The organism is Streptomyces sp. NPDC051909, from assembly GCF_040681095.1.
Lineage (GTDB): Bacteria > Actinomycetota > Actinomycetes > Streptomycetales > Streptomycetaceae > Streptomyces.
Window position 1 is genome coordinate 385,453 of the sequence record NZ_JBFAYA010000004.1, and the last position, 21,824, is coordinate 407,276.

20 protein-coding genes are annotated in these 21,824 nt (G+C 72.3%); 18 read left to right on the plus strand and 2 right to left on the minus strand.

All coding sequences use genetic code 11. The features are described from left to right. Positions 1–37: 37 nt before the first annotated feature. From AB0M18_RS09235 to AB0M18_RS09305, 15 genes are all read left to right on the plus strand, one after another. Positions 38–217, plus strand: coding sequence for a hypothetical protein (locus AB0M18_RS09235; RefSeq protein ID WP_365756185.1), 180 nt, complete (start codon positions 38–40; stop codon positions 215–217). 14 nt (positions 218–231) lie between these two features. After that, positions 232–1,458 (plus strand): M28 family metallopeptidase, encoded by a 1,227-nt coding sequence (locus tag AB0M18_RS09240; protein WP_365756186.1) that lies wholly within the window; start codon positions 232–234, stop codon positions 1,456–1,458. 39 nt (positions 1,459–1,497) lie between these two features. Then, positions 1,498–1,848 (plus strand): carboxymuconolactone decarboxylase family protein, encoded by a 351-nt coding sequence (locus tag AB0M18_RS09245; protein ID WP_365756187.1) that lies wholly within the window; start codon positions 1,498–1,500, stop codon positions 1,846–1,848. A 58-nt stretch (positions 1,849–1,906) separates the two neighbouring features. Next, complete coding sequence (locus AB0M18_RS09250) at positions 1,907–3,181, plus strand: ATP-grasp domain-containing protein (RefSeq protein ID WP_365756188.1); 1,275 nt, start codon at positions 1,907–1,909, stop codon at positions 3,179–3,181. Positions 3,182–3,191: 10 nt separating this feature from the next. Continuing rightward, the gene (locus tag AB0M18_RS09255; protein ID WP_365756189.1) at positions 3,192–4,319 is read left to right on the plus strand and encodes a GNAT family N-acetyltransferase; all 1,128 of its coding nucleotides are present in this window, start codon (positions 3,192–3,194) and stop codon (positions 4,317–4,319) included. Then, a complete protein-coding gene (locus AB0M18_RS09260; RefSeq protein WP_365756245.1) occupies positions 4,319–5,533 on the plus strand; it encodes an ATP-grasp domain-containing protein in 1,215 nt (404 codons plus the stop codon). The genes AB0M18_RS09255 and AB0M18_RS09260 overlap by 1 nt, the downstream gene beginning before the upstream one ends. After that, positions 5,530–6,777, plus strand: a complete 1,248-nt coding sequence (locus AB0M18_RS09265; protein WP_365756190.1) for an ATP-grasp domain-containing protein — start codon at positions 5,530–5,532, stop codon at positions 6,775–6,777. The genes AB0M18_RS09260 and AB0M18_RS09265 overlap by 4 nt, the downstream gene beginning before the upstream one ends. 290 nt (positions 6,778–7,067) lie before the next feature. Then, complete coding sequence (locus AB0M18_RS09270; RefSeq protein WP_365756191.1) at positions 7,068–8,771, plus strand: ABC transporter ATP-binding protein; 1,704 nt, start codon at positions 7,068–7,070, stop codon at positions 8,769–8,771. Beyond that, on the plus strand, positions 8,768–10,696 hold the full coding sequence (locus tag AB0M18_RS09275; protein WP_365756192.1) for an ABC transporter ATP-binding protein: 1,929 nt from the start codon (positions 8,768–8,770) through the stop codon (positions 10,694–10,696). Before AB0M18_RS09270 ends, AB0M18_RS09275 begins: the two co-directional genes overlap by 4 nt. Continuing rightward, positions 10,689–10,997, plus strand: a complete 309-nt coding sequence (locus tag AB0M18_RS09280; protein ID WP_365756193.1) for a hypothetical protein — start codon at positions 10,689–10,691, stop codon at positions 10,995–10,997. The genes AB0M18_RS09275 and AB0M18_RS09280 overlap by 8 nt, the downstream gene beginning before the upstream one ends. A 35-nt stretch (positions 10,998–11,032) precedes the next feature. Then, positions 11,033–11,521, plus strand: coding sequence for a FixH family protein (locus AB0M18_RS09285; RefSeq protein ID WP_365756194.1), 489 nt, complete (start codon positions 11,033–11,035; stop codon positions 11,519–11,521). Between the two features lie 5 nt (positions 11,522–11,526). Next, entirely contained in the window at positions 11,527–12,765 is a 1,239-nt protein-coding gene (locus tag AB0M18_RS09290; protein WP_365756195.1) for a pyridoxal phosphate-dependent aminotransferase, read from the plus strand. Continuing rightward, positions 12,762–12,989, plus strand: coding sequence for a heavy metal-associated domain-containing protein (locus tag AB0M18_RS09295; RefSeq protein WP_365756196.1), 228 nt, complete (start codon positions 12,762–12,764; stop codon positions 12,987–12,989). Before AB0M18_RS09290 ends, AB0M18_RS09295 begins: the two co-directional genes overlap by 4 nt. Positions 12,990–13,119: 130 nt before the next feature. Next, the gene (locus tag AB0M18_RS09300) at positions 13,120–15,456 is read left to right on the plus strand and encodes a heavy metal translocating P-type ATPase (RefSeq protein WP_365756197.1); all 2,337 of its coding nucleotides are present in this window, start codon (positions 13,120–13,122) and stop codon (positions 15,454–15,456) included. An 11-nt stretch (positions 15,457–15,467) separates the two neighbouring features. Next, entirely contained in the window at positions 15,468–16,388 is a 921-nt protein-coding gene (locus tag AB0M18_RS09305; RefSeq protein WP_365756198.1) for a GNAT family N-acetyltransferase, read from the plus strand. Between the two features lie 66 nt (positions 16,389–16,454). On the opposite strand, the gene AB0M18_RS09310 is transcribed toward AB0M18_RS09305, so the two are convergent. After that, positions 16,455–16,826, minus strand: a complete 372-nt coding sequence (locus AB0M18_RS09310; RefSeq protein ID WP_365756199.1) for a metalloregulator ArsR/SmtB family transcription factor — start codon at positions 16,824–16,826, stop codon at positions 16,455–16,457. Positions 16,827–17,042: 216 nt separating this feature from the next. Between AB0M18_RS09310 and AB0M18_RS09315 the strand changes: the two genes are divergently transcribed. The 3 genes from AB0M18_RS09315 (at position 17,043) to AB0M18_RS09325 (ending at position 20,733) form a co-directional block, all read left to right on the plus strand. Next, entirely contained in the window at positions 17,043–18,404 is a 1,362-nt protein-coding gene (locus AB0M18_RS09315) for an NAD(P)-binding domain-containing protein (protein WP_365756200.1), read from the plus strand. A 6-nt stretch (positions 18,405–18,410) separates the two neighbouring features. Further along, the gene (locus AB0M18_RS09320; protein ID WP_365756201.1) at positions 18,411–19,601 is read left to right on the plus strand and encodes an MFS transporter; all 1,191 of its coding nucleotides are present in this window, start codon (positions 18,411–18,413) and stop codon (positions 19,599–19,601) included. Positions 19,602–19,677: 76 nt separating this feature from the next. Next, the gene (locus tag AB0M18_RS09325) at positions 19,678–20,733 is read left to right on the plus strand and encodes an ArsO family NAD(P)H-dependent flavin-containing monooxygenase (protein WP_365756202.1); all 1,056 of its coding nucleotides are present in this window, start codon (positions 19,678–19,680) and stop codon (positions 20,731–20,733) included. An 81-nt stretch (positions 20,734–20,814) separates the two neighbouring features. On the opposite strand, the gene AB0M18_RS09330 is transcribed toward AB0M18_RS09325, so the two are convergent. Then, positions 20,815–21,792 (minus strand): hypothetical protein, encoded by a 978-nt coding sequence (locus AB0M18_RS09330; RefSeq protein WP_365756203.1) that lies wholly within the window; start codon positions 21,790–21,792, stop codon positions 20,815–20,817. Positions 21,793–21,824 lie beyond the last annotated feature (32 nt).

The window sequence follows — 21,824 nt, forward strand, 5'->3', positions numbered from 1 at the left end:
GAGAGTTCGAATCAGATGAGCGGGAAGGAAGTGAGTCATGACCACGGACTCGACCGAGGCGGCCGAGCAGGAGCCCGTCGGCGGATTCGTCACGGACCCGACGGCCACCGCGGGTGCCTCGCAGGGCGGCTGCTGCGGCGAGCCGGCCGATGCCACCGGCTCGGTCGCCGGCGGTCAGGGCGGCGGCTGCTGTGGTGAGCCCGGCGGCGGCTGCTGAGAAAGACGCCTCAGATGAAGGACACAGTCCAGGGCCGGGAGCCCGTCGCGGCGCGGTCGGCGGCGGACGCGTTCGACGCGGACCGAGCCGTGACGACGCTCCGGGCCCTGTGCACGCCCGACATGCAGGGGCGTGCGCCCGGCACGGCCGGGCACGAACTGGCGGCCGAGTTCCTCGTCGCGGAGCTGACGTCGTACGGCCTCGCGCCCGTGCGCGAACGCTTCGCCATCCGCGAGATCATGCGACTGGCGGGCCCGCCCACCCTCCGGGCGAAAGGCGGACGGCTCGACCGTGAGCTCGTCCACCGCGCCGAGTTCGCCGAGCACCCGCGCTCGGGACCGATGCCCGGACCCGTCACCGGAACGGTCTCCGCAGACGCGGGAGCGGGGGAGTGGGCAGCGCTGCCCACGGTCCCTCAGGGGAACGCCTTCGCGGAGCTCGCCGACGCTCTGGCGGCGCGCGGCGCGGTGGGCATCCTCACGGCGCAGAACGCGGACGCCTCGGGATTTCTCACCAAGCGGGTCCAGGGCCCCGCGCCGGTCGGCCTCCCCGTCGTGGCCGTACGGCCGGATCTGCTCGCCGACGCGGTCGGCGGCGTGGTCACCGCCCATGTGCCGCTGGTCCGTGTGCCCGCCACCGGCACGAACATCGTCGCCACCCTGCCGGGCGGCGACCCGGAGGCGAAGCCCATCCTCCTCACCGCGCACTACGACGGAGTCGGATCGGACCCCGAGCGGCACTTCCCGTGCGCGGGCGACAACGCCAGCGGAACCGCGGTGATGTGCGAGGTCGCCCGCGTGCTGACCTCGTCCGAGCCGCTGCCCCGGCCCGTCGTCCTCGCCCTGGTCGACGCCGAGGAGATCGGCACGCTCGGCTCCGGCCACCACGCCCGCACCCTGCGTGAGGCGGGCGTCGAACCCGACGCGATCAACCTCGACATGGCCGGCAAGTTCAACGGCAAGATCGCGATCGAGCTCGGACCGGCCGACCCGGCCCCGCGGCACATCATCGCCGCACTCGACAGCGCGGGCCGGCGCCTCGGCATCCAGCTGTACGCGGGGACGGTGTCGTCCGACAACCGGCGCTACGCGTCCGCCGGCTTCCCCGCGGCCGGCATCGGCGTCGGCGCGGCGCACTACCACTCGCCGCTCGACGGCCCCGAGCGGATCGACCCCGACGCGCTCGGCAAGGCGGGAAGGCTCGTCCTGGAGACGATCCACCACCTCGCCACCCGGAACTAGTTCTCTCTCACCGTCCTTTTCCGATTCAGGAGTATCGCCATGGCCGCGGCCCAGCAGTCCGTCTCCACCCAGCTCATCCAGCTCGCCCCCTCGGTCGGCGAGCACCACGCCGCCTTCTCCAAGAGCTACCAGGAGTTCTTCGGCGCCGTCTTCGACCACGACGCCCTGGAGCCCAGGACCCGCGCCGCCGTCGCCCTGTGCGCCGCGCTCATGCAGGACCGCGAGGAGACCGTGCGGTCCTTCCTCGCCGCCGCCAAGAAGCTCGGTCTGAAGAACGAGGAGATAGGCCAGATCGCCGGCATCGTCGAGGCGATGAAGCTCGACGCCCTCCAGCGCCCCGCCGTCCAGGCCGTCGCCGCCGCGGCCAAGAAGGCCAACACCTGCTGCTGATCCGGTCGTCGCTCGTCGCCGGGTTCCCATCCGACCTCACCTCGAAGGACCGCAGCACGTGACTGATCCCCTCAACAGCGGCGCCGGCTCCGTCGTCGTGCTCGGAGGCCGCAGCGAACGCGAATTCGCCGTCGTGCGCGACCTCGGGTACCGCGTGGTGCTCGTGGACGAGCAGGTGCCATGGCACTGCATGCCCTGGGTCGACACCCACCTGGACGTCGCGCTCGACGACTGGGACGCGGTGGCCGACGCCATTCGCGCCGAGCTCGGCGACGAGGCCCCCGTGGCCGTGCTCACCCACACGGAGCCGCGACTGCCCCTGATGGCCCACCTGGGCCGGCTCCTCGTCGACGCCCCTCGGGGCCTCGACGGGACCGCGGCGACGAACTGCCGTGACAAGTGGCGCACCCGGACCGTGCTGAGCGAGGCGGGTCTGCCCGTGCCCCGCTTCGCGCTCGCCGGCACCGTGGAGGAGGCGATCGCGGCGGCCGAGGACATCGGCTACCCCGTGGTCGTCAAACCCCGGGACGGAGCAGGCGCGTTCGGGGTGCGGTGCTGCCAGGACGAGCGCGAACTGCGCGCGGCCGTCGGTGCCCTGTTCGCCTCTCCGGCCGGCTCCCTGGCCGGAGCTCTGATCGAGGAGTACGTCGACGGGCCCGAGTACGCCGTCCAGACCCTCACCCAGGACTCGAGGACCAGCGTCCTGAGCGTCTTCCGGCAGCGCATGACTCCGCCGCCGGTCTTCGTCGAGCTGGGATACGAGAACCCGAGCGGACTGTCCGCGGAAGAGCGCGACGAACTGGACGGACTCATGCGGGACGTCCTCGCCGCCCTGGGCGTGCACGACTGGATCAGCCACACCCAGATCCGGCGCGGCCCGGACGGATTCCGCGTCATCGAGGTCAACGCGCGGCGCCCCGGCGGCCGGCTCGTCGAGATGACCACCGCCGTCAGCGGCGTCGACATGACGGAGGCCGTCACCCGGCAGGCGCTCGGCCTTCCGCAGGCCGACGCGAAGGCCGCCGTGCCGTACGCGCGCTACGCGAGCATCGTCTTCGACACCGCGGGCACCCTGCTGTACGACGAAGTCGACGCGGAGCCGGGGCCGTTCGGCCCGATCGTCGAGATCGAGGTCGAACCCGGCGAGACCGTCCGGCCCAAGGAGCATCCCCACGGCGGTGTCTACGGCCGCATCGTGGTCTACGGCGAGACGCCCGAGGAGCTCGACCGGGCGGAGCAGGAGGTCCGCAAGGCCCTCAGCCTGCAGGTGGTGTTCGCAGACGGCCTCGGTCCGGCGGAGACCGACAGCCGCGAGTTCAAGTCGTGCTGCTGAGGTGGCGCGGATGAACCTCACCGAACCCGCCCCGAAGATCCTGGCGCCGCACCGGATCGAGGTGCGGACCTCCATACGGACGGTCGACGCCGAGCGGTGGAACCACGTCGTCGCCCGGGCCGGCGGGACCGTCTTCCACACGTGGGAGTGGCTCGCCGCCTTCGAGGACGCCCCGCCGGGCCGCTTCGAGCCCCGCCACCTGCTGGCGTACCACGGAGACGACCTGGTCGGGGTGTGCCCGGCGTACGTCGTGCACGAGTGCCCCCGGCTCTCCTACCTGACCGACCTCGCACAGCTCGACCTCGGCGGTCCGGTCCTCCTGGCCCACAGCCTCGCCGCGCTCGACGGCGGTCCGCTCGCCCTGCCCGGCCACGAGGACGCGCTGGTCTCCCTGCTCGGCGCCCTGGAGACGACCGCGGGCGACGAGGGCGTACGGACCTGGGGCGTGGCGAACGCCCCCGCCGGCGACCTCGGCGGACTGCTGCTGCGGCACGGCTACGCCACCGCCCACATCACGACCTCGTACCGCTGCTCCACCGACGTGCCCACCGTCGCGGACTACTGGGGCTTCGTCCCCGGGCGGCTGCGCCGCAAGCGGGAGAAGGAACGCCGGGTCTCGGGCCGCGAGTTCACCGTGGCGGAGGCGCCGGCGGACGCCGGCACCCTCGTACGCCTCCTGCACTCCATCCTCGAGAACCGCGGAACGCCCACGGACGTGCTGCCCGAGACCTTCCTCCACGCGGTCAAGGCCCGCCTCGCTCCGTACGAGCGCATGGTGACCGCCGCCGACGCCGACGGGCGGACCGTGGCGGTCTTCGCCGGCTGGCAGTTCGCCGGGAAGTGGTCCATGTGGCTGGCCGGACTCGACACCGAGCGGCTCTCCCACTTCGTGCCGTACCGGGCCATGGCCGCCCGCCTCATCGAGGGCGCGGTCGCCACCGAGGTCGGCTCCATCGACCTGGGCCGGTCCAACGGCGTGGAGAAGCGCAAGCTCGGTGCCCACCCCGTCCCGCTCTACCTCGCCCTCAACACCTCCGACCGCGCCGACCGCGCCGCCCTGCACGCGGCCTGCCGACGCCTCGAGGAGCGGTGCCAGGGCGCCGACGAGCAGCTCGACATCGTCAGGCGGTGCTGCTGATGAACGCCGACCTCACCGCCGACACGCGACCGAGCGTGGCGTGCGTCTCGGGACGCCGCGTCGTCGACGTCCTCAACCGGCTCGACGTGCGGTCCGTCCTCCTCGACAACCCCACACCGCTGGACCTCGCCTGCCAGGTCGACGTCCCCCTGGACATCGACCTGGACGACTGGGACGCCGCCGAGGCGGCGCTGCGCTGGCTGCATGCGAGCCGCCCCATCGACGCGGTCTTCAGCGTCTACGACGCGCACCTGCCGCTGGCGAGCTATCTGGCCGCTCGGCTCGGTACCCGAGGCCTCGACCTCCGGGCCGCGCTCGCCTGCCACGACAAGATCCGCATGCGGATGGTGCTCGCCGGCGGGGGAGTGCGGGTCCCCGACCACCTGCCGGCCGCCGACCCGGCCGATGCCGCGGCCGCCGCCCAGCGCCTCGGCCTGCCCGCCGTGCCCGTCGTCGTCAAGAAGGCGACCGGCTCCGGCGGACGGGGCAGCATGCTCTGCCACAGCCCCGAGGACGTGGCCCGCGCCGTGGAACTGTTCGGACCCGGCGCGCTCCTCGTGGAGCGCGCGGTCGAAGGACCCGAGTACGCCGTGCAGAGCATCACCGGCGACGGCCGGACCGAGGTCGTGAGCATCCTCGCCCAGCACGTCGGCCCCGGTCCCCGGCAGGCCGAGACCGGGTACGACTTCCCGAGCGGCCTCGGTCCGGAGCGGGAGGCCGAGGTGGCGTCCTTCGTCACCCACGCCCTGGCCGTCCTCGGCTTCGACCACGCCGTCTCCCACACGCAGATACGGCTCGCGGAGGACGGCCCCGTCCTCGTCAACGTCGCGGCCCGTCCCCCCGGCGGGCAGCTCTGCGCCGCGACCGAACGCGTCAGCGGCATCGACCTCACACGCGCCGCCGCCGAGATCGCGCTCGGGATGCCGGTGACACGGGGGACGCCCTCCGCGACCCGGGTCCTGTACCGGTGCGTCACCTCCGAGAGCCCCGGCACGGCCTGGTACGACCTCGACGGCATCGACGCACCCGCCGTCACGCTCGACGTCGAGCCCGGCGACAGCGTCCGCAGCGTCGACGACCCGCACGGCGGCAGCTACGGCCGCATCGTGGTCTACGGCGACGACCCCGCGGACCTCGAAAGCCGGTACCGCGCCATCTTCGAATCGCTCCGACTCCACGTCGAGCCCGACACCCAGCAGGTGATGCTCCCTTGACCCCTCGCGTCCTCGTCCTCGGCGGCCAGCGCACGGTGCAGCAGCTGAAGGAACACACCGACTACGACGTGGTGTTCGCCGAGGAGAACATGACGATCGATCAGCTGATGCTCGCCGACTACCCCCTGGAGGTCGACTTCGACGACTGGGACGACGTGATCGCCCTGGTCGCCGCGGCCCACGCCGATCAGCCCGTCGACGCGGTCGTCACCGGAGTCGAGCGCCTCGTCCCGCTCGCCGGGCGGCTGCGCGCCGAGCTGGGGCTCGGCCACGGCATCACGGAACAGGCCGCCCGCGACTGCATCGACAAGGCGGCCACCCACCGGCTCCTCGCGGAGGCGGGCGTCCCCGTGCCCCGTAACCGAGTGGTCTCCGGCACCGCAGAAGGAGCCGAGGCCGCCGAGGAGCTGGGCCTCCCCGTGGTGGTCAAACCGCGTGACGCCTCCAGCGCCGCCGGCCTGAAGTACTGCGAGAGCCGCGAGGAGGTGACACAGGCGGTCGGGGACATCCTGACCGGCGGCCGGGACACGGCGCTCATCGAGGAGTACGTGACCGGGCCGGAGATCGGCGTCTTCGCCTCCAGGGTCGGCGGGCGGACCCAGGTCGTGTGGGTGGTCGAGGGGGAGGTCGGACCTCCGCCGACCTTCGTCAAGGTCGGCGGGTTCTTCCCGAGCCGCCTCGACGAGGGGCGGCTCGCCGAACTGGAGGACCTCGCGGACCGGGTCCTCGCGGCCGTCGGCCTCGACGACTGGGTCGCGGCCCTCCAGTTCACCCTCACCTCGGACGGCTGGCGCGCCGGCGAGGTCAACCCCCGTGTGCCCGGGGGCCAGGCCGTCGAGATGATCCGGTCGACCACCGGCTACGAACCAAGCCTGATCGCCACCGAGGCGGCCCTGGGCCGGCACGCCCGGCCCGGGATCCCCAGGGCTCCCTTCGGGCTCTACCGCAGCATCGTCTTCGACGGGAGCGGGCGCATCGACTACGACGCGCAGGCCGCCGGATCACTGAGCGGTCTCGAGTCCCCGGTCCCGCCTTTCGTCGAGTTCGACGTCAAGCCCGGCGACGCCGTGCTCCCCGTCGAGCACCCCAAGGGCGGCGCGTTCGGCCGCATCGTGCTCGCCGGCGAGAGCCTGGAACAGCTGGAGCGCGACTACGCCAAGGTCCGGGAGCAGCTCGCCGTCCGGCTGGTCGACGACGCGGCCGCGGACGCCGCCGTGGACCGTCCGCACACCAGCTGCTGCTGACGACTTCCGCTTGATGAAGATCTGTTGACGGTCAACCAGCGCACGTGATTCGATACTTTTGAAAGTATCGAATCAAGAATTCGGGAGGAGGAAGCATGGCTGACGACATGATCGGCTCGGGCTGCTGCGAGACCAGTGGCGCCGAGGACGTGGCCGAGGACGGCCAGGAGTGCGGCTGCGCCTGCGCCTGCTGCGACTGATCCCGTCCAGGGACGCTACGGCGGACCGCACCCGGCGGGTGCGGTCCGCTGAAACACCACCCACCACCACACATCAGAGGGGGCTCGACGTTGAACGACTCGCTTCGCGCGCTGCGCTTCATCTATGGCTACCCGCTGCGCTACCGCCGCGAGATCATCAGCGCCACGGTGATCATGTTCATCGGCCTCCTGGGCAACATCGCCGTGCCGCTCCTGACCCGCTACGCCATCGACATCGGCGTCCTCGGCGGCAGGTCGAGCAGCCTGCTGGTGACCTCGGCCGGCGTCCTCGTCGCCGGCATCGCCACCACGGCCCTGCTGCACTACGGCAAGCGCATGCGGTTCAACGTGGCCAGCAAGGCCGTCAACGACCTGCGTGAGGACATGGTGCGCAAGATGATGCACCTGGGTCCCGCGGACGTGGCCGAGGCGTCCGGCGGCCGCGCGCTCACCAGGCTCATCTCCGACGCGGTCTCGGTCCGCGGCCTCACCAACGGCGGCCTGCTCGAACTCGCCAACCAACTGCTCGTCATGCTCGCCATGCTGGTCACGGCGCTGATCATCGACCCGCGCACGACCCTGCTGGCCTGCATCCCGATGATCTTCGTCGTCATCGGCAACTTCACCGTGCAGCTCCGCCTGCAGCGGGCCTTCATCGAGCTCAAGAGCCAGTTCACCAAGCTCCTCGCCGGCGTCGGCGAGTCGCTCGCCAACATCAACGTGGTCAAGTCGTACGGCCGCGAGGCGGACGCCTCCGACCGCCTGAACAAGGTCAACGAGGCCCACACGACCCGCGACGGCCAGATGAAGCGCACCTACAGCCGCTGGGAAGCCGTCCTGAACGTCATCGGCGGCCTGCCCACCCCGATCGCCCTGTGGGCCGGCGGCAACGCCGTCCTGAACGGCACCAGCACGGTCGGCGACCTCGTCGCCGTCGTCGCCCTGGTCATGATGTTCCAGATGAGCGTCCACATGCTCGCCATGCACGTGAACGGAGCGTTCCGCAGCGTCGTCACCGCACAGCGCCTGCTGCGCGTCATGGACGCCCGCTCCGTCCTCGCCACCGGAGAGGGCCGCACCGAGGTCCCCGCCGTGGGCGGGATCCACGCCTCCGGCATCGTCGTCGACGTGGCCGGCCGGCGGATCCTCGACAAGGCCGAGTTCCGGGTCGAGCCCGGCGAGGCCGTCCTGCTCACCGGCCCCACCGGCAGCGGCAAGTCCACCCTGCTGCACGTGCTGGCCCGACTGCGCGACCCCGAGGCCGGCAGCGTCACCTACGACGGCGTCGACGCCCGTACGTACTCCTCCGAGGCGCTGCGCCGCCGGATCGTCTGCCTGCCCCAGCGCCAGTGGATCTTCGAGGGCACCCTTGAGGAGAACGTCCGCTTCGCCCGCCCCGAGGCCACCCGCCAGGAGACGGCCGACGCCGTCGAGGCCGCCGGACTCTCCCACATCCCGCTGGACCGGCGCTTCGGCGCCAGCACCCTGGACCTGTCCGCCGGCGAGCGCCAGCGCATCGGCCTGGCCCGCGTCCTGCTCGTGGACCCCGACATCCTGCTGCTCGACAACCCCACGGCGAACCTGGACGCCCAGACCGAGGCCGCGCTCCTGGAGACGGTCCTCCGGGTCCGCCGGGGCCGCACCCTGGTCATCGCCTCCCAGCAGCCCGCCGTCGCCGGCTACGTCGACCGCACCGTCAGCCTCGCCTCCCCGGAGCCCTCCGCGGCATCCGCCGCGGGCGCCACGGCCACCCTCGCGGGCGCGACCAGCGCGGACGGAGGAAAGGAATCATGACCACCACGTCGCCCCGGGCGACCGCGGCGCTCCCGGACGAGCGCGCGGCACGCCGGACGCTCCTGCTCGCCGTACGCCGCTTCCTCCCCTATCTGCGCCCCCACTGGGGCTGGCTGACGATCGCCACGTCCATGGCCGTCGTCAACACCATCGTCACGATCGCGGTGATGTACACGGTGATGGCCGGCATCGGCCACATCGTCCTCGGCGACATGGAGGCCGTCCGCTCGACGGCACTCAACCTCGTCCTGCTGACCGTCCTCGACAACGTCATCCGCATCACCTACAACGCGGCGATGATCCGCGTGAACGAGCGCCTGACGATCACCATCCGCAACGACCTCGTGGCCCGCCTGCACAACGTCCAGCTCTCGCGGCACGTCGCCCAGGAGAGCGGCGCGTGGGTCACCCGCATCCTCTTCGAGGCCAATCGTTTCCGCGGCTTCCTGACCAAGACGCTGATGGAGTTCACCAACAGCGCCATCTGGTTCCTCGCGTTCGCCGTCTTCCTGCTCGCCCTCAGCCCCCTGGTCGCCCTGCCCACACTCTTCACGATCCCGCTGATGGTGTGGATCGCGGTGAAGTGGACGGCACGCCTGCGACCCGACACCCGTGCGCAGCGCGAGGGCTGGGACCAGATGGTCGGCTACCTCAACCAGCGGATCGACGGCCTCGCGGACATCCGCGCCTTCGGCCAGGAGGAGGCGGTCCTCGCCCAGCTCCGCGAGCGCTCGGAGGAGTACAGCGAGGTCCACAACCGGCTCTCCCGCAAGCGGCTCTGGCTCACCTCGCACCTCGGCTTCAGCGTCTTCCTGGCCCTCGCCCTGCTCATCTTCTTCGGCGGCCTCCAGATCATCAACGGGCACCAGCTGGGCTCCGGGTTCTTCTTCGACATGGCCTCCGGCATGATGCCGATGACCTGGATGCTCATGGGCACCGACACGATGATGGCGTCCATGGGCATGGCCTCCGGCACCGCGCTGGCGGCCGGAACCCTCGCCGCGTTCGCGCTCTTCGTGAAGCGCATGCTGAACCCCGTCCGCGACCTCGCCAACCAGATGGGCCAGGCCTCCGACATCGCCGCCTCCGCGCAGCGCATGCTCGACGTGCTCGACCTGGAGGAGGAGCAGAGCGGCTCCGGCACCCTGCCGCCGGTCGAGGGCGCGGTCGACGTCGACGACGTCACCTTCGCGTACGGCGACGGGCCCGAGGTCCTCCACGGCATCAGCCTGCACGCCGAGCCCGGCCAGCACATCGGCATCGTCGGCACCAGCGGCGCCGGCAAGAGCACCCTGATGCAGCTGCTCGTCCGCCTCTACACGCCGAACAGCGGCACCGTCCGCATCGACGGCCACGACCTCGCCGACATCAGCAGCGCCTCCGTGCGCTCCCAGGTGCTCCTGGTCACCCAGGAGGCCCAGCTCTTCGACGGCACCGTCATCGAGAACATCCTCTTCGGCCGGCCCGAGGCCACCGAGGAGCAGGTCGTCGAGGCGGCCAGGGCCGTCGGCGCCCACGAGGTGATCTCCGGCCTGCGCGACGGCTACAAGACCCGGGTCGGCGAACGGGGTTCGCGCCTGTCCGTCGGCGAGCGCCAGATCATCGCGCTAGCGCGGGCCATGCTCGTCGACCCGCGCGTCATCGTCCTCGACGAGGCCATCTCCAGCGTCGACCCGGACCGCCAGCGCCTGGTCTTCGCCGCGATCCGGCGCCTCCTCGAAGGCCGCACGGCGATCGTCGTCGCCCACTGGCTGACCCTCATCGAGGACCTCGACCAGGTCTTCGTCCTGGAGGACGGCCGCATCGTCGAGTCCGGCCGCCCCGTCGAACTGCTCACCGCTGGCGGACGGCTCACCGAGCTCTGCCAGGCCCACGAGGGCCGCACCCGCAAGAACACCACCGGAAAGGACAACGCCCATGTCTGACACCAACCTCGGAAACATGTTCTGGAACGCCGCCCAGGGGACCGCGGCCCCGACGGTCGAGGCGCCGAAGGCGTCGTCGTGCTGCGGCCCCAAGCCGGCCGCCGAGGCCGCCAAGCCCGCCGAGGCGGAGCAGGCCGCCGCACCGAAGAAGTCGTCCTGCTGCGGCCCGAAGCCCGCCGCCGACGCCGCCGAGGCCCCCAAGAAGTCCTCGTGCTGCGGCCCCAAGCCCGCCGCGGAGACCGCCGAGACCGCCGCGACCGCCGAGGCCGCGGCGCCCAAGAAGTCGTCCTGCTGCGGCTGACCCGCACCCGCCCACCCCTTTCCGAAGGAGCACAGATGACCCGGCGCACGGCCACCTCCCGGCCCGCCGCACGCGGCACGAAGGCAGTGCGCCTGGCCGCCGTGACGAGCGCGGCCCTGGCCGCGGTCCTCGTCACCGGATGCGGCACCCCCGCCTCCTCGGCCGGCGGCAGCGCGGGCGGCACCGCCCTCGACGCGAGCTGCCGCGGTACGAAGACCGAGGCGGGCCTGGAGATCACGCTCGCGGTCAGCCCCTGCCCCGCCAAGGGCGGAGGCGCGGCCGCCACGGCGACCATCACCGTCAAGGACGCCGCGGGCAAGGCGGTGGAGGGCGCGAAGGTCGAGATCAACCCGGAGATGCCCAACATGAAGATGAAGGGCGGCAACCAGTCCGCCGAGGCCAAGGGCGACGGGTACGAGGCCAAGCTCGTCCTGGGCATGCCCGGCGACTGGCTGGTCTCGGTGGTCGTCACACCGGCGTCCGGCAAGGCCGCCACCGCCGCGTTCGACGTGAAGGCGGAGTAGGCGTCGTGCTCAGTACCCGAGCGCGGACCCTGCCCGCCTCCAGCACCGCCGCCCTGGACGCGCACATCAAAGCCCTGCTCGCGGAGGGCGCCGACATCGTCAACCTCACCGGCGGCGAGCTCGACTTCCCCACCCCCGAGCAGGCGGCCGACGGGGCGCGACAGGCGATCGCCGAGGGCCGCACGCGATACACCCCCGTCGCCGGCATCGCACCGCTGCGCGAGGCGATCGCCCGGCGGCTCGCCACCCACTGGGGCTGCGCCTACGAAGCGAACCAGATCGTCACCACGAACGGCGCCAAGCAGGCCCTCGCCCAGATCTTCACCGTGCTCTGCGAGCCCGGCGACGAGGTCATCCTGCCCGCCCCGTACTGGGTGAGCTTCCCGCACATGATCGCCCTCGCCGGGGCCGTCCCGGTCGTCGTCGACACGGCCGGCACCGGCTTCAGGCTCACCCCCGAGGCGCTCAGGGAGCGGATCACCCCGAAGACCAGGGTCCTCCTTCTCAACAGCCCCTCGAACCCGACCGGCGTCGTCTACACCCGTGCGGAGCTCCAGGCGCTGACGGCCGTGGCCGTCGAGCACGACCTCGTCGTCGTCAGCGACGAGATCTACGGAGACCTCGTCCACGAGGGAGCCGTCTTCACGAGCGTGGCCTCCCTCGGCCAGGACGTCGCCGAACGGACGGTCACCATCGGCGGGTTCTCCAAGACCTACGCGATGACGGGCTGGCGCATCGGCTTCGCCGCCGCTCCCGCGCCCGTCGCCGCCGCCCTCTCGGCCGTACAGGGACACACCAGCTCCGCCCCCTCCTCCATCTCCCAGTACGCGGCGCTCGCCGCACTCACCGGCGACACCGACATCGAACTCGCGCGACGGGCGGGCGAGCTGAACCATCGGCGGACCCTGATGCGGGACGGCCTCGCGGCCCTCCCGCCCCTCCGGCTCACGGCCGACCCCCAGGGCGGCTTCTTCGCCTTCGTCGACGTCCAGGGTCTCTACACCCGGCCCGACGACGACGCGGCCACCGTCGCCCGGGACCTCCTGGAGCACGCCGGAGTCGCGGTCATGCCCGGGCGCGACTTCGCCGCCCCCGACCACGTGCGCCTCTCGTACGCGGTCGGCACCGACGACATCTCCCAGGCGCTGCACCGCATCGGCACCTATCTGAAGAGCACCGACCCGAAGAGCACCGCCCCGAAGACCACCGACCTCAAGACCAGCAACGAACGGAGCACCTCATGAGCGACATCGCCACCACCGTCTTCGACGTCCGCGGCATGACCTGCGGCGGCTGCGCCAAGCGCATCCGCACCGCCATCGAGACGGACCTCGGCGAGGGCACCGAGGTGGTCGTCGACCACAAGGCCGGCCGGGTCACCGTCACCGCGCCCGGAGGGGTCGACGCCGGGTCGGTCCAGGCGGCCGTCGAGCGCACCGGGTACGAGTTCGCCGGAACGGCCGCCTGACCGTGAATCCGCCCGCCAAGCTCGCCCTCTTCGCCGTCGGCCTCGTCGCCTGCTTCGGCATCTCGTACCTGCTCGGCAGCGCGCTGCCGCCCTTGTAACCCCAGTCCACCGTCCTAAGGAGTACGCAGTCATGGCAGGCACTGCCACGACGGCACCGGCCGTGGTCACGCTCGACATCGGCGGCATGACCTGCGGTGCCTGCTCGGCCCGGATAGAGAAGAAACTCAACCGCCTCGAAGGCGTGACCGCCGAGGTCAACTTCGCCCTCGAACGGGCCCATGTCAGCTTCGACGAGCGGCACTCGGTCGACGACCTCATCGGCACCGTCGTGAAGATGGGTTACACCGCCGAGCTTCCGCCGCCCCCCGAGGCGGCGGCCTCGGCGGCGCCGGACGCCGCGGAGACGGCCGAAGAGGCCGCGGACCGCGAACTGGCGGCCATGCGCCGGCGCATCCTCATCTGCCTCGCGCTCACCCTCCCGGTCATCGCCATGGCCATGGTCACGCCGCTCCAGTTCGACAACTGGCAGTGGCTCTCGCTCACCCTCGCCGCACCGGTCGCCGTCTGGGGCGCCTGGCCGTTCCACACGGCCGCCTGGAAGAACCTCAAGCAGGCCGGCGGCACGATGGACACCCTGGTGTCCGTCGGCGTCCTCGCCTCCTTCGGCTGGTCGCTGTACGCCCTGTTCTTCGGCTACGCGGGCATCACCGGCATGCGGATGCCGTTCCTGATGACCCCCACCCCGGGCCAGGGCCTGCACCACATCTACCTGGAGGTCGCCACCTCCCTCACCCTCTTCGTCCTGGTCGGCCGCTACGCGGAACACCGCGCCAAGCGCCGGGCGGGCAGCGCGGTGCGCGCCCTGCTCGAACTCGGAGCCAAGGACGTCACCGCCCTGCGCGCGGGCCAGGAGGTCACGATCCCGATCGGCGAACTCCGGGTGGGAGACCAGTTCGTGGTCCGCCCCGGCGAGAAGATCGCCACGGACGGCGTGGTCGTGGACGGCACCTCCGCGGTCGACGCGTCGATGCTGACGGGGGAGAGCGTCCCCCAGGAGGTGACCGTCGGCGACAGCGTCGTCGGCGCCACCGTCAACACCAGCGGCCGTCTGACGGTCCGGGCCGAGCGCGTCGGCGCGGACACCCAGCTCGCCCACATCAGCCGGCTCGTCTCCGACGCGCAGGCGGGCAAGGCGCCGGTGCAGCGGCTCGCCGACCGGATCGCCGCCGTCTTCGTACCCGTGGTCGTCGCCATCGCCTTCTGCGTCGGCGGCTTCTGGATCGGCAACGGAGGAGACTCGGCCGTCGCGCTCACCGCGGCCGTGGCCGTCCTCGTCGTCGCCTGTCCGTGCTCCCTCGGCCTTGCCACCCCCACCGCCCTGCTCGTCGGCACCGGGCGTGGCGCACAGCTCGGCATCGTGATCCGCGGACCCCAGATCCTGGAATCCACCCGTCGCATCGACACCGTCCTCCTCGACAAGACCGGCACGGTCACCACCGGCAAGATGCGGCTCGTCGAGACCGTCTGCGCCGAGGGCACCGCCCGGGACGAACTCCTCACCCTGGCAGGGGCGTTGGAGCACTCCTCCGAGCACCCCATCGCCACCGCCGTCACCACCGCGGCCAAGGAGGTGGCCCCGGAGCTGCCCGCGGTCGCCGACTTCCGGGCCAGCGCCGGCTTCGGCGTGGTCGGTACGGTCGACGGACGCGAGATCGTCGTCGGCCGCCCGGGCTGGGTCGGTGAGCGGATGAGCACTCCGGACGGCCTCCGGAGCCGCCTCGCCGAGATCGAGGGCAGCGGCCACACCCCCGTGGCCGTCGGCTGGGACGGGCGGCTGCGCGGACTCCTCCTCGTCGCCGACGAGGCCAAGCCCACCAGCCGCCGTGCCATCGACGAGATGCGCGGCCTGGGGCTCAACCCCATCCTGCTGACCGGCGACAGCAAGGGCGCGGCCCGCCGTATCGCCGACGAGATGGGCATCACCGAGGTCGAGGCGGAGGTCCTGCCCCAGGACAAGGCGGCCGTGGTGCGCCGACTGCAGGACGAGGGCCGGAACGTGGCCATGGTCGGCGACGGCATCAACGACGCCGCGGCACTGGCCCAGGCCGACCTCGGCATCGCCATCGGCGGCGGCACCGACGCCGCCATCGAGGCCAGCGACATCACTCTCGTACGGGGCGACCTGCGCGACGCCGCCGACGCGGTCCGCCTCTCGCGGCGCACGCTCGGCACGATCAAGGGCAACCTGTTCTGGGCGTTCGTCTACAACCTCGCCGGCATCCCCCTCGCGGCCTCGGGAGTCCTGAACCCGATGATCGCGGGTGCGGCGATGGCGCTCTCCAGCATCTTCGTGGTGACCAACAGCCTCAGGCTGCGCCGCTTCAGGTCGTCCTCCCGGCGTGACGACGCGAGGGCCGAGGCCGAGCTTCTGGCCCCCGCGAGCCCCAGTCCGGCGGCGGTCTCGTGATCGTCAGCTCCATGGGCCTGCCGATGGCCCTCGTCGACGTCGACCAGGCGCTGAGCGGTGACTGGCGGGCGTACGAGGGCAAGGTGGACCTCATCAGGGTCCAGGATCCGCCCGTGGAGTCCTGGACCCGGCTGAGGGAGGCCGGATTCCTGCCCAAGCCGCAGGTGGTGACCTGGCGGGCCGAGGTCCTCGACTCCGAGGAGCGGTATCTCGGCACGCTTCCCCGCAAGGACCGCTACGATATCCGGACGGCCTATCGGAGGGCCGGCGAGGGCGACCTCCGGGTCGGGACGGAGCCGCTGACGGCGGGCCTGCTCGACGAGTTCCTGGCGTTGTACGAGCGCCAGGTGGCGGCCATGCGTCACGGCTGGGCCGTCGCCGTCGAGCAGCGGCGGAACATCCTCGCCGAGGCCGAGAGCTACTGCGCGGTCGTGATTCGCTCGCACGGCACGCTCGTGGCCGGCTGTCTGAACCAGGACGTGCCGGCCAAGGACGAGGTCCGCGCCCGCTTCTCGGCCGTGAGCTCGGACCGGCGCCACGACAGCCTGGCCCGGCTGCTCTACTGGGAGATGCTGCGCGAGGCGCGGGAGAGGAAACGGCGCTGGGCCTCGCTCGGCCGGGACATCAACCTCTACGGCCATGTGGTCAAGCCCGGGCTGTTCAGTTTCAAGTCCAGGCTCGGATTCGCCGCCGTACCAGGGCAGTTGCTGGAGCCGGGCAGCGGATCGCACCAGGCCGACCGGGTCGTGCGCTTCAAGGAACTGACCGACCCGACGCTGCTGTTGTCCTACGCGCCGGTGGCCGGGGAGGCGGCGGCCCTGGCCGCTCCGCTGCAACTGAACCTGTGCACCCCGTCGGAGGAACTGGACACCGGCCCCTACCGTGGCGTCGGCCTCGCGGGCACCAGCGTGCACACCGTACGCCCCACCTGAGACCGCGGGCGGGCATCGTGATCATCCCCCGTACACGATGCCCGCCCGCTTCACGTCTGCCTGCCGTCAGGCGCGGGCGGGCATCGCCAGGAGGGACGCCAGGGCGGCGAAGACGTCCGGGTCCACCCGGTAGTAGACCCACGTGCGACGGCGCTGGGAGGTGAGCAGCCCGGCCTCGCGCAGCTTCTTCAGGTGATGGGAGACCGTCGGCTGGGAGACGCCCACGTCCGCTATGTCGCACACGCACGCCTCGCCGGCGGGGTGGGAGGCCACGCGTGACAGCAGCCTGAGGCGGACCGGGTCGGACAGTGCCTTGAAGACGGTGGCCAGCCGCTCGGCGTCCAGCGTCGAGAGCTCCGCCGCGACGAGCGGAGTGCAACAGGGCACCGCCCCCTGCGACGAAGGGGCGGCCTCGGGAACCACACTCAGGTTCGACATTCTTCTATTTTTGCATGCGTCGAATTATGGCCGCAATGGGTTCGGCGGCCCCGTGTGCGCATACGCAGGCCTCCTCGGTGGTGCCTGTGGGGCGTTTATTCGACATTCTTCTATGTTGACACTTGTCGAAGTGTGCGGCAGGCTGGTCTCAGATTAGACGTCCGTCTAATCAATGCAGCGGGGATCCTCCCGCCGACAGCGAAGGACAGAGCCCCGATGACCTCCACCGATGCCGCTGAACTCCCCGTCGTCGTCATCGGCGCCGGTCCGATCGGCCTCGCCGCCGCAGCCCACCTCGTGGACCGGGGCCTGAACCCGCTGGTGTTCGAGGCCGGGGACACCGCCGGAGCCGCCGTACGCGACTGGTCCCACGTGCGGCTGTTCTCCACCTGGGACGAGGTCATCGACCCGGCCGCCGAGAAGCTCCTCGCGGCGAACGGGTGGCAGCGGCCCGACGGCGCCGCCTACCCCACCGGCGGCGACTGGGCCGAGTCGTACCTGAAGCCCCTCGCCGACGCACTCGGCGACCGCGTCCGCCTGGCCACGACCGTCACCGGCGTCTCCCGCGCCGGCCGCGACCGTGTCGTCGACGCCGACCGCGACGAGCAGCCGTTCACCGTCCACGCCGTCACCGCCGACGGAACCGAACTCCGGCTCCTCGCCCGCGCCGTCGTCGACGCCTCCGGCACCTGGGCCAAGCCCGGCCCCTCCGGCGGCAACGGCCTGCACGCCCTGGGCGAGCGCGCCCACGCGGAGCGCATCGCCTACCGCGTGCCCGACCTCCGCGACCCCGAGACCCGCGCCCGCCACGCCGGCAAGCGCACCGCGGTCGTGGGCAGCGGCGCCTCCGCCTTCACCGCCCTCGTCGCCCTCGCCGAGCTCGCCGCCTCCGCACCGGGCACGCGCGCGCTGTGGGTGCTGCGCCGTGGCGTCACCTCCGCCACGTACGGAGGCGGCTCGTCCGATCAGCTCCCGGCCCGCGGCGCCCTCGGACTCGCGGCCAAGGCCGCGGTCGACGCCGGCCACGCCGACGCCGTCACCGGCTTCCGTATCGCCGAGATCGAGAAGAACGCCGACGGCACGCTCACGCTCGTCGCGGAGGACGGCACGCGCACCGAGCCCGTCGACGAGGTCATCACCCTCACCGGCTTCCGCCCCGACCTCTCCTTCCTCGACGAGCTCCGCCTCGACCTGGACGCACGACTCCAGGCACCCGTCGGACTCGCCCCGCTGATCGACCCCAACGTCCACTCGTGCGGCACCGTCTACCCCCACGGCGCCAAGGAGCTCTCGCACGGCGAGAAGAACGTCTACCTCGTCGGCATGAAGTCCTACGGCCGCGCGCCCACCTTCCTCGCCATGACCGGTTACGAGCAGGTCCGCTCGATCGCGGCGGCCCTCGCCGGAGACCACGAGGCCGCCGAGCGCGTCGAGCTGACGCTGCCGGAGACCGGCGTGTGCGGCGGCTCCGGCCTCTTCGACGCCCCCGCCGAGGAAGCGGGCGGCAGCTGCTGCGGTGCCCCCGAGACCCTGCAGATCGAGACCATCGGCCTGTCCGGCCGCCCCGTCGGCAGCTGACCCCCGATGAGACCGGTCGCAGCCGCCCGGCCGCTCGCCCCGCCCCAGGGGCGACCGCGCCGGGCGCTGTGGGCGCTCTGCCTCACCCAGATCACCGGCTGGGGCATCCTCTACTACGCCTTCCCCGTACTGAACGCGGAGATCACGGCCACGACCGGCTGGTCCGCACGCGCGACCACCGGCGCGTTCTCGCTGGCCCTCGTCGTCTCGGCCGTCTCCGGCATCTTCGTGGGCCGCCTCATCGACCGCCGAGGCCCCCGGGCGGTCATGACGGCCGGATCCGCCCTGGGCGGGATCAGCCTCGTGGTCATCGCCACCGCATCCGACCTCCGTGCCTTCCTCATCGGCTGGGCGCTGGCAGGGGTCGCCATGGCCGCGACGTTCTACCAGCCGGCCTTCGCCGCCCTGACCCGTTGGTGGGCGCCCGACCACGTCCGCGCACTCACCGCCGTCACGCTCGCCGGCGGTCTCGCCTCCACCGCCTTCGCCCCGCTCACCGCGGCCCTCGCCGACCGGTTCGGCTGGCGGGACACGTACCTGGTCCTCGCCCTGGTGCTCGCGGCCGTCACGATCCCCGCACACGCCACCGCCCTCAACGCCCCATGGCCCGCCGCCGTGTCGGCGAATCACGAGCACACCGACGCCTCCGGCATCGCGCGGAGCCGGGCGTTCGGCATGCTCGTCGCCGCGATGACGCTCTCGGCCTTCGCGACGTACGCGGTCGTCATCGCCCTCGTACCCCTGATGGTCGAACGGGGCTTCTCCCTGACGGCCGCCGCACTCGCCCTCGGCCTCGGTGGGGCGGGCCAGACCGTGGGCCGCCTCTTCTACGCGCTGCTCGCCCGCCGCACCGGACCCCGCCCGCGCCTCGCCGTGCTCATCGCGTGCGGCGGCCTCACGACAGCGGCCCTGGCCGCGATTCCCGGTCCTTACGCGCTGGTCGTCGCACTCTCCATGACGGCCGGCATGATCCGGGGGAACCTCACCCTCGCCCAGGCCACCGCCGTCACGGAGCGGTGGGGAGCGGCCCATTACGGCAGGCTGTCCGGGCTCCTCGGAGCGCTTCCGACCGCCGCCGGCGCCTTCGCCCCTTTCGCGAGCGCGGCACTCGCGGTCTCCTTGGGCGGATATCCTCACCTGTTCGCCCTGCTGGCGGCGGTCGCGTCCGTCGCCGCCCTCGCCGCCCTTCGTACCTGACCGCACGCCACAGCACCGCCATCATCGCGACAGCACCGCCATCACCGCCATCACCGGAAGAAGGGAAGTCCCCGACATGAGCAGGACGTTCGACGTTGTGGTGATCGGCGGTGGCCAGGCCGGACTCGCCGCCGGCTACCACCTGCGCCGAGCCGGCCTCGACTTCGTCGTCCTGGACGCGGGCACGGCGCCGGGCGGCGCCTGGCGGCACGCCTGGGACTCCCTCCACCTCTTCTCCCCGGCGGCGTACTCCTCCCTCCCCGGGCGGATCATGCCGCCGCAGCCGGGGGAGCAGTTCCCCGAAGCGGGACACGTCGTCGAATACCTCACCGACTACGAGCAGCGCTACGACCTCCCGGTCGTCCGCCCCGTCCGCGTCCGAGGCGTCCACGACGAGGGCGAACTCCTCCGTATAGCGGCGGACTCCGGCACCTGGCGGGCCCGCGCCGTCATCAGCGCCACCGGCACCTGGTCCCGCCCCTTCGTACCGTCGATCCCCGGCCGGAAGGACTTCCGGGGCCGACAACTCCACACCGTCGAGTACGACAACGCCGCGAGCTTCGCCGGACAGCGCGTCATCGTCGTCGGCGGCGGAAACTCCGGCGCCCAGATCGCCGCCGACCTCGCGCACGACACCCGGCTCACCTGGGCCACCCTGCGCGAACCCCGCTACCTCCCCGACGACATCGACGGCCGCGCCCTCTTCGACGCCGCCACCGCCCGCCGCCGCGCCCTCGACGAGGGCCGCCCGGACACCGGAGGCGTCTCCGCCCTGGGCGACATCGTGGCCGTCCCACCCGTCCGCGAGGCCCGCGACTCCGGCCTCCTCAAGGCCACCCCGATGTTCGACCGCCTCACCCCGACCGGCGTGGCGTGGGCCGACGGCATGACCGCGGAGGCGGACGCCGTCATCTGGTGCACCGGCTTCCGCCCCGCCCTCACCCACCTCACCCCCCTCGCCCTCCGCACCCCCGACGGCCGCATCCCCACCCACGGCACCCGATGCGCCACCGATCCCCGCATCCACCTCCTCGGCTACGGCGACTGGACCGGCCCGGCGTCGGCGACCCTGGTGGGCGTGGGCCGCACGGCGAGGGAGGCGGCCCGGGCCATCGCCGAGCACCTGCGATGACGTCAGGGCCCGGCCCAGGCGGCGTCGGCCCGGACCGACGCCGGCGCCGGCGTCGGCCCGGACCGACGCCGGCGCCGTCGGTCAGGCCATCAGCGCCCGGATCGGCATCGCGATGTAGAGCGCCAGCAGACCGACGGCCGCCACCCCGAGCGAGACGGAGTCGTCGGAGAACGTCCCCGAGAGGTAGGGCAGGGCGGCCAGCATCACACCTGTGACGGCGGCGGCGTGCACGGTCTGGGCGATCGGGGACCACGCCTGCTCCTGGAGGCTGTCGGCCTCCGCCGCGATCGCCGTCGGGAGCATGCACGCCAGCACCAGGATCAGGGGGAGGAGCACGACGGCCGTCCCCGACAGCGTGAGCCCCCAGTCGCGATCCACGTAGCGGCCGAGCGAAGCGCCCTCCTCCACCACGCCGCCCAACTCGGTGGCGGCGGGCGCCCACAGTGTCCGCACCCGGTCGCCCGGCTTCGGCCTCTTCTCGGTGTAGGCGCCCTCGGAGCGGACCCGGCTGCCGTCGGGGAGCGTCAGGAGCAGTGTGGCGTGGTGGCCCGTCACCTCGTCCTCGTCATCGCGCATCTCCGTGACGTCGGCGACCTCGGCCACCGTGGCCGTCGAGTACGCGGCTCCGGCCCGGACCAGTGAGCGGACGTGCTGCGACGTGTGCGACTGACCGAGCACGTTGAGCGCGGCGAGGGAGGCCAGCATCAGCAGCCAGACGGCGGCCTGCCGCAGGTACACCCAGGGCACGCTCTCGTACTCGGACGTCGCCAGCCGCCGGAGAACACCGGGCCCCTGCCGGCGTTCACCACCCGAGCCCTTCGCCAGGGACACCGGCCGCGCCGGCGACGTGTACGGCATCCAGAGGTAGGTGTCGTCCGACCACCAGACCCAGAGCGCGACGACCCGGAGCCAGACCAGGCCGATCGCGGCCCAGGTCATGGCCACGAGCCCGGGCGCGGGCAGCGCCACACCGGCGGGCAGCCCCGCGACCCACACGCACAGCACCGCCGCCCCCGCGAAGGCGAGCACGCCCGACATCCGTACGAACCAGGCCAGCATGCGACCGCCCCCCCCGTTGATCGATGCGGCCG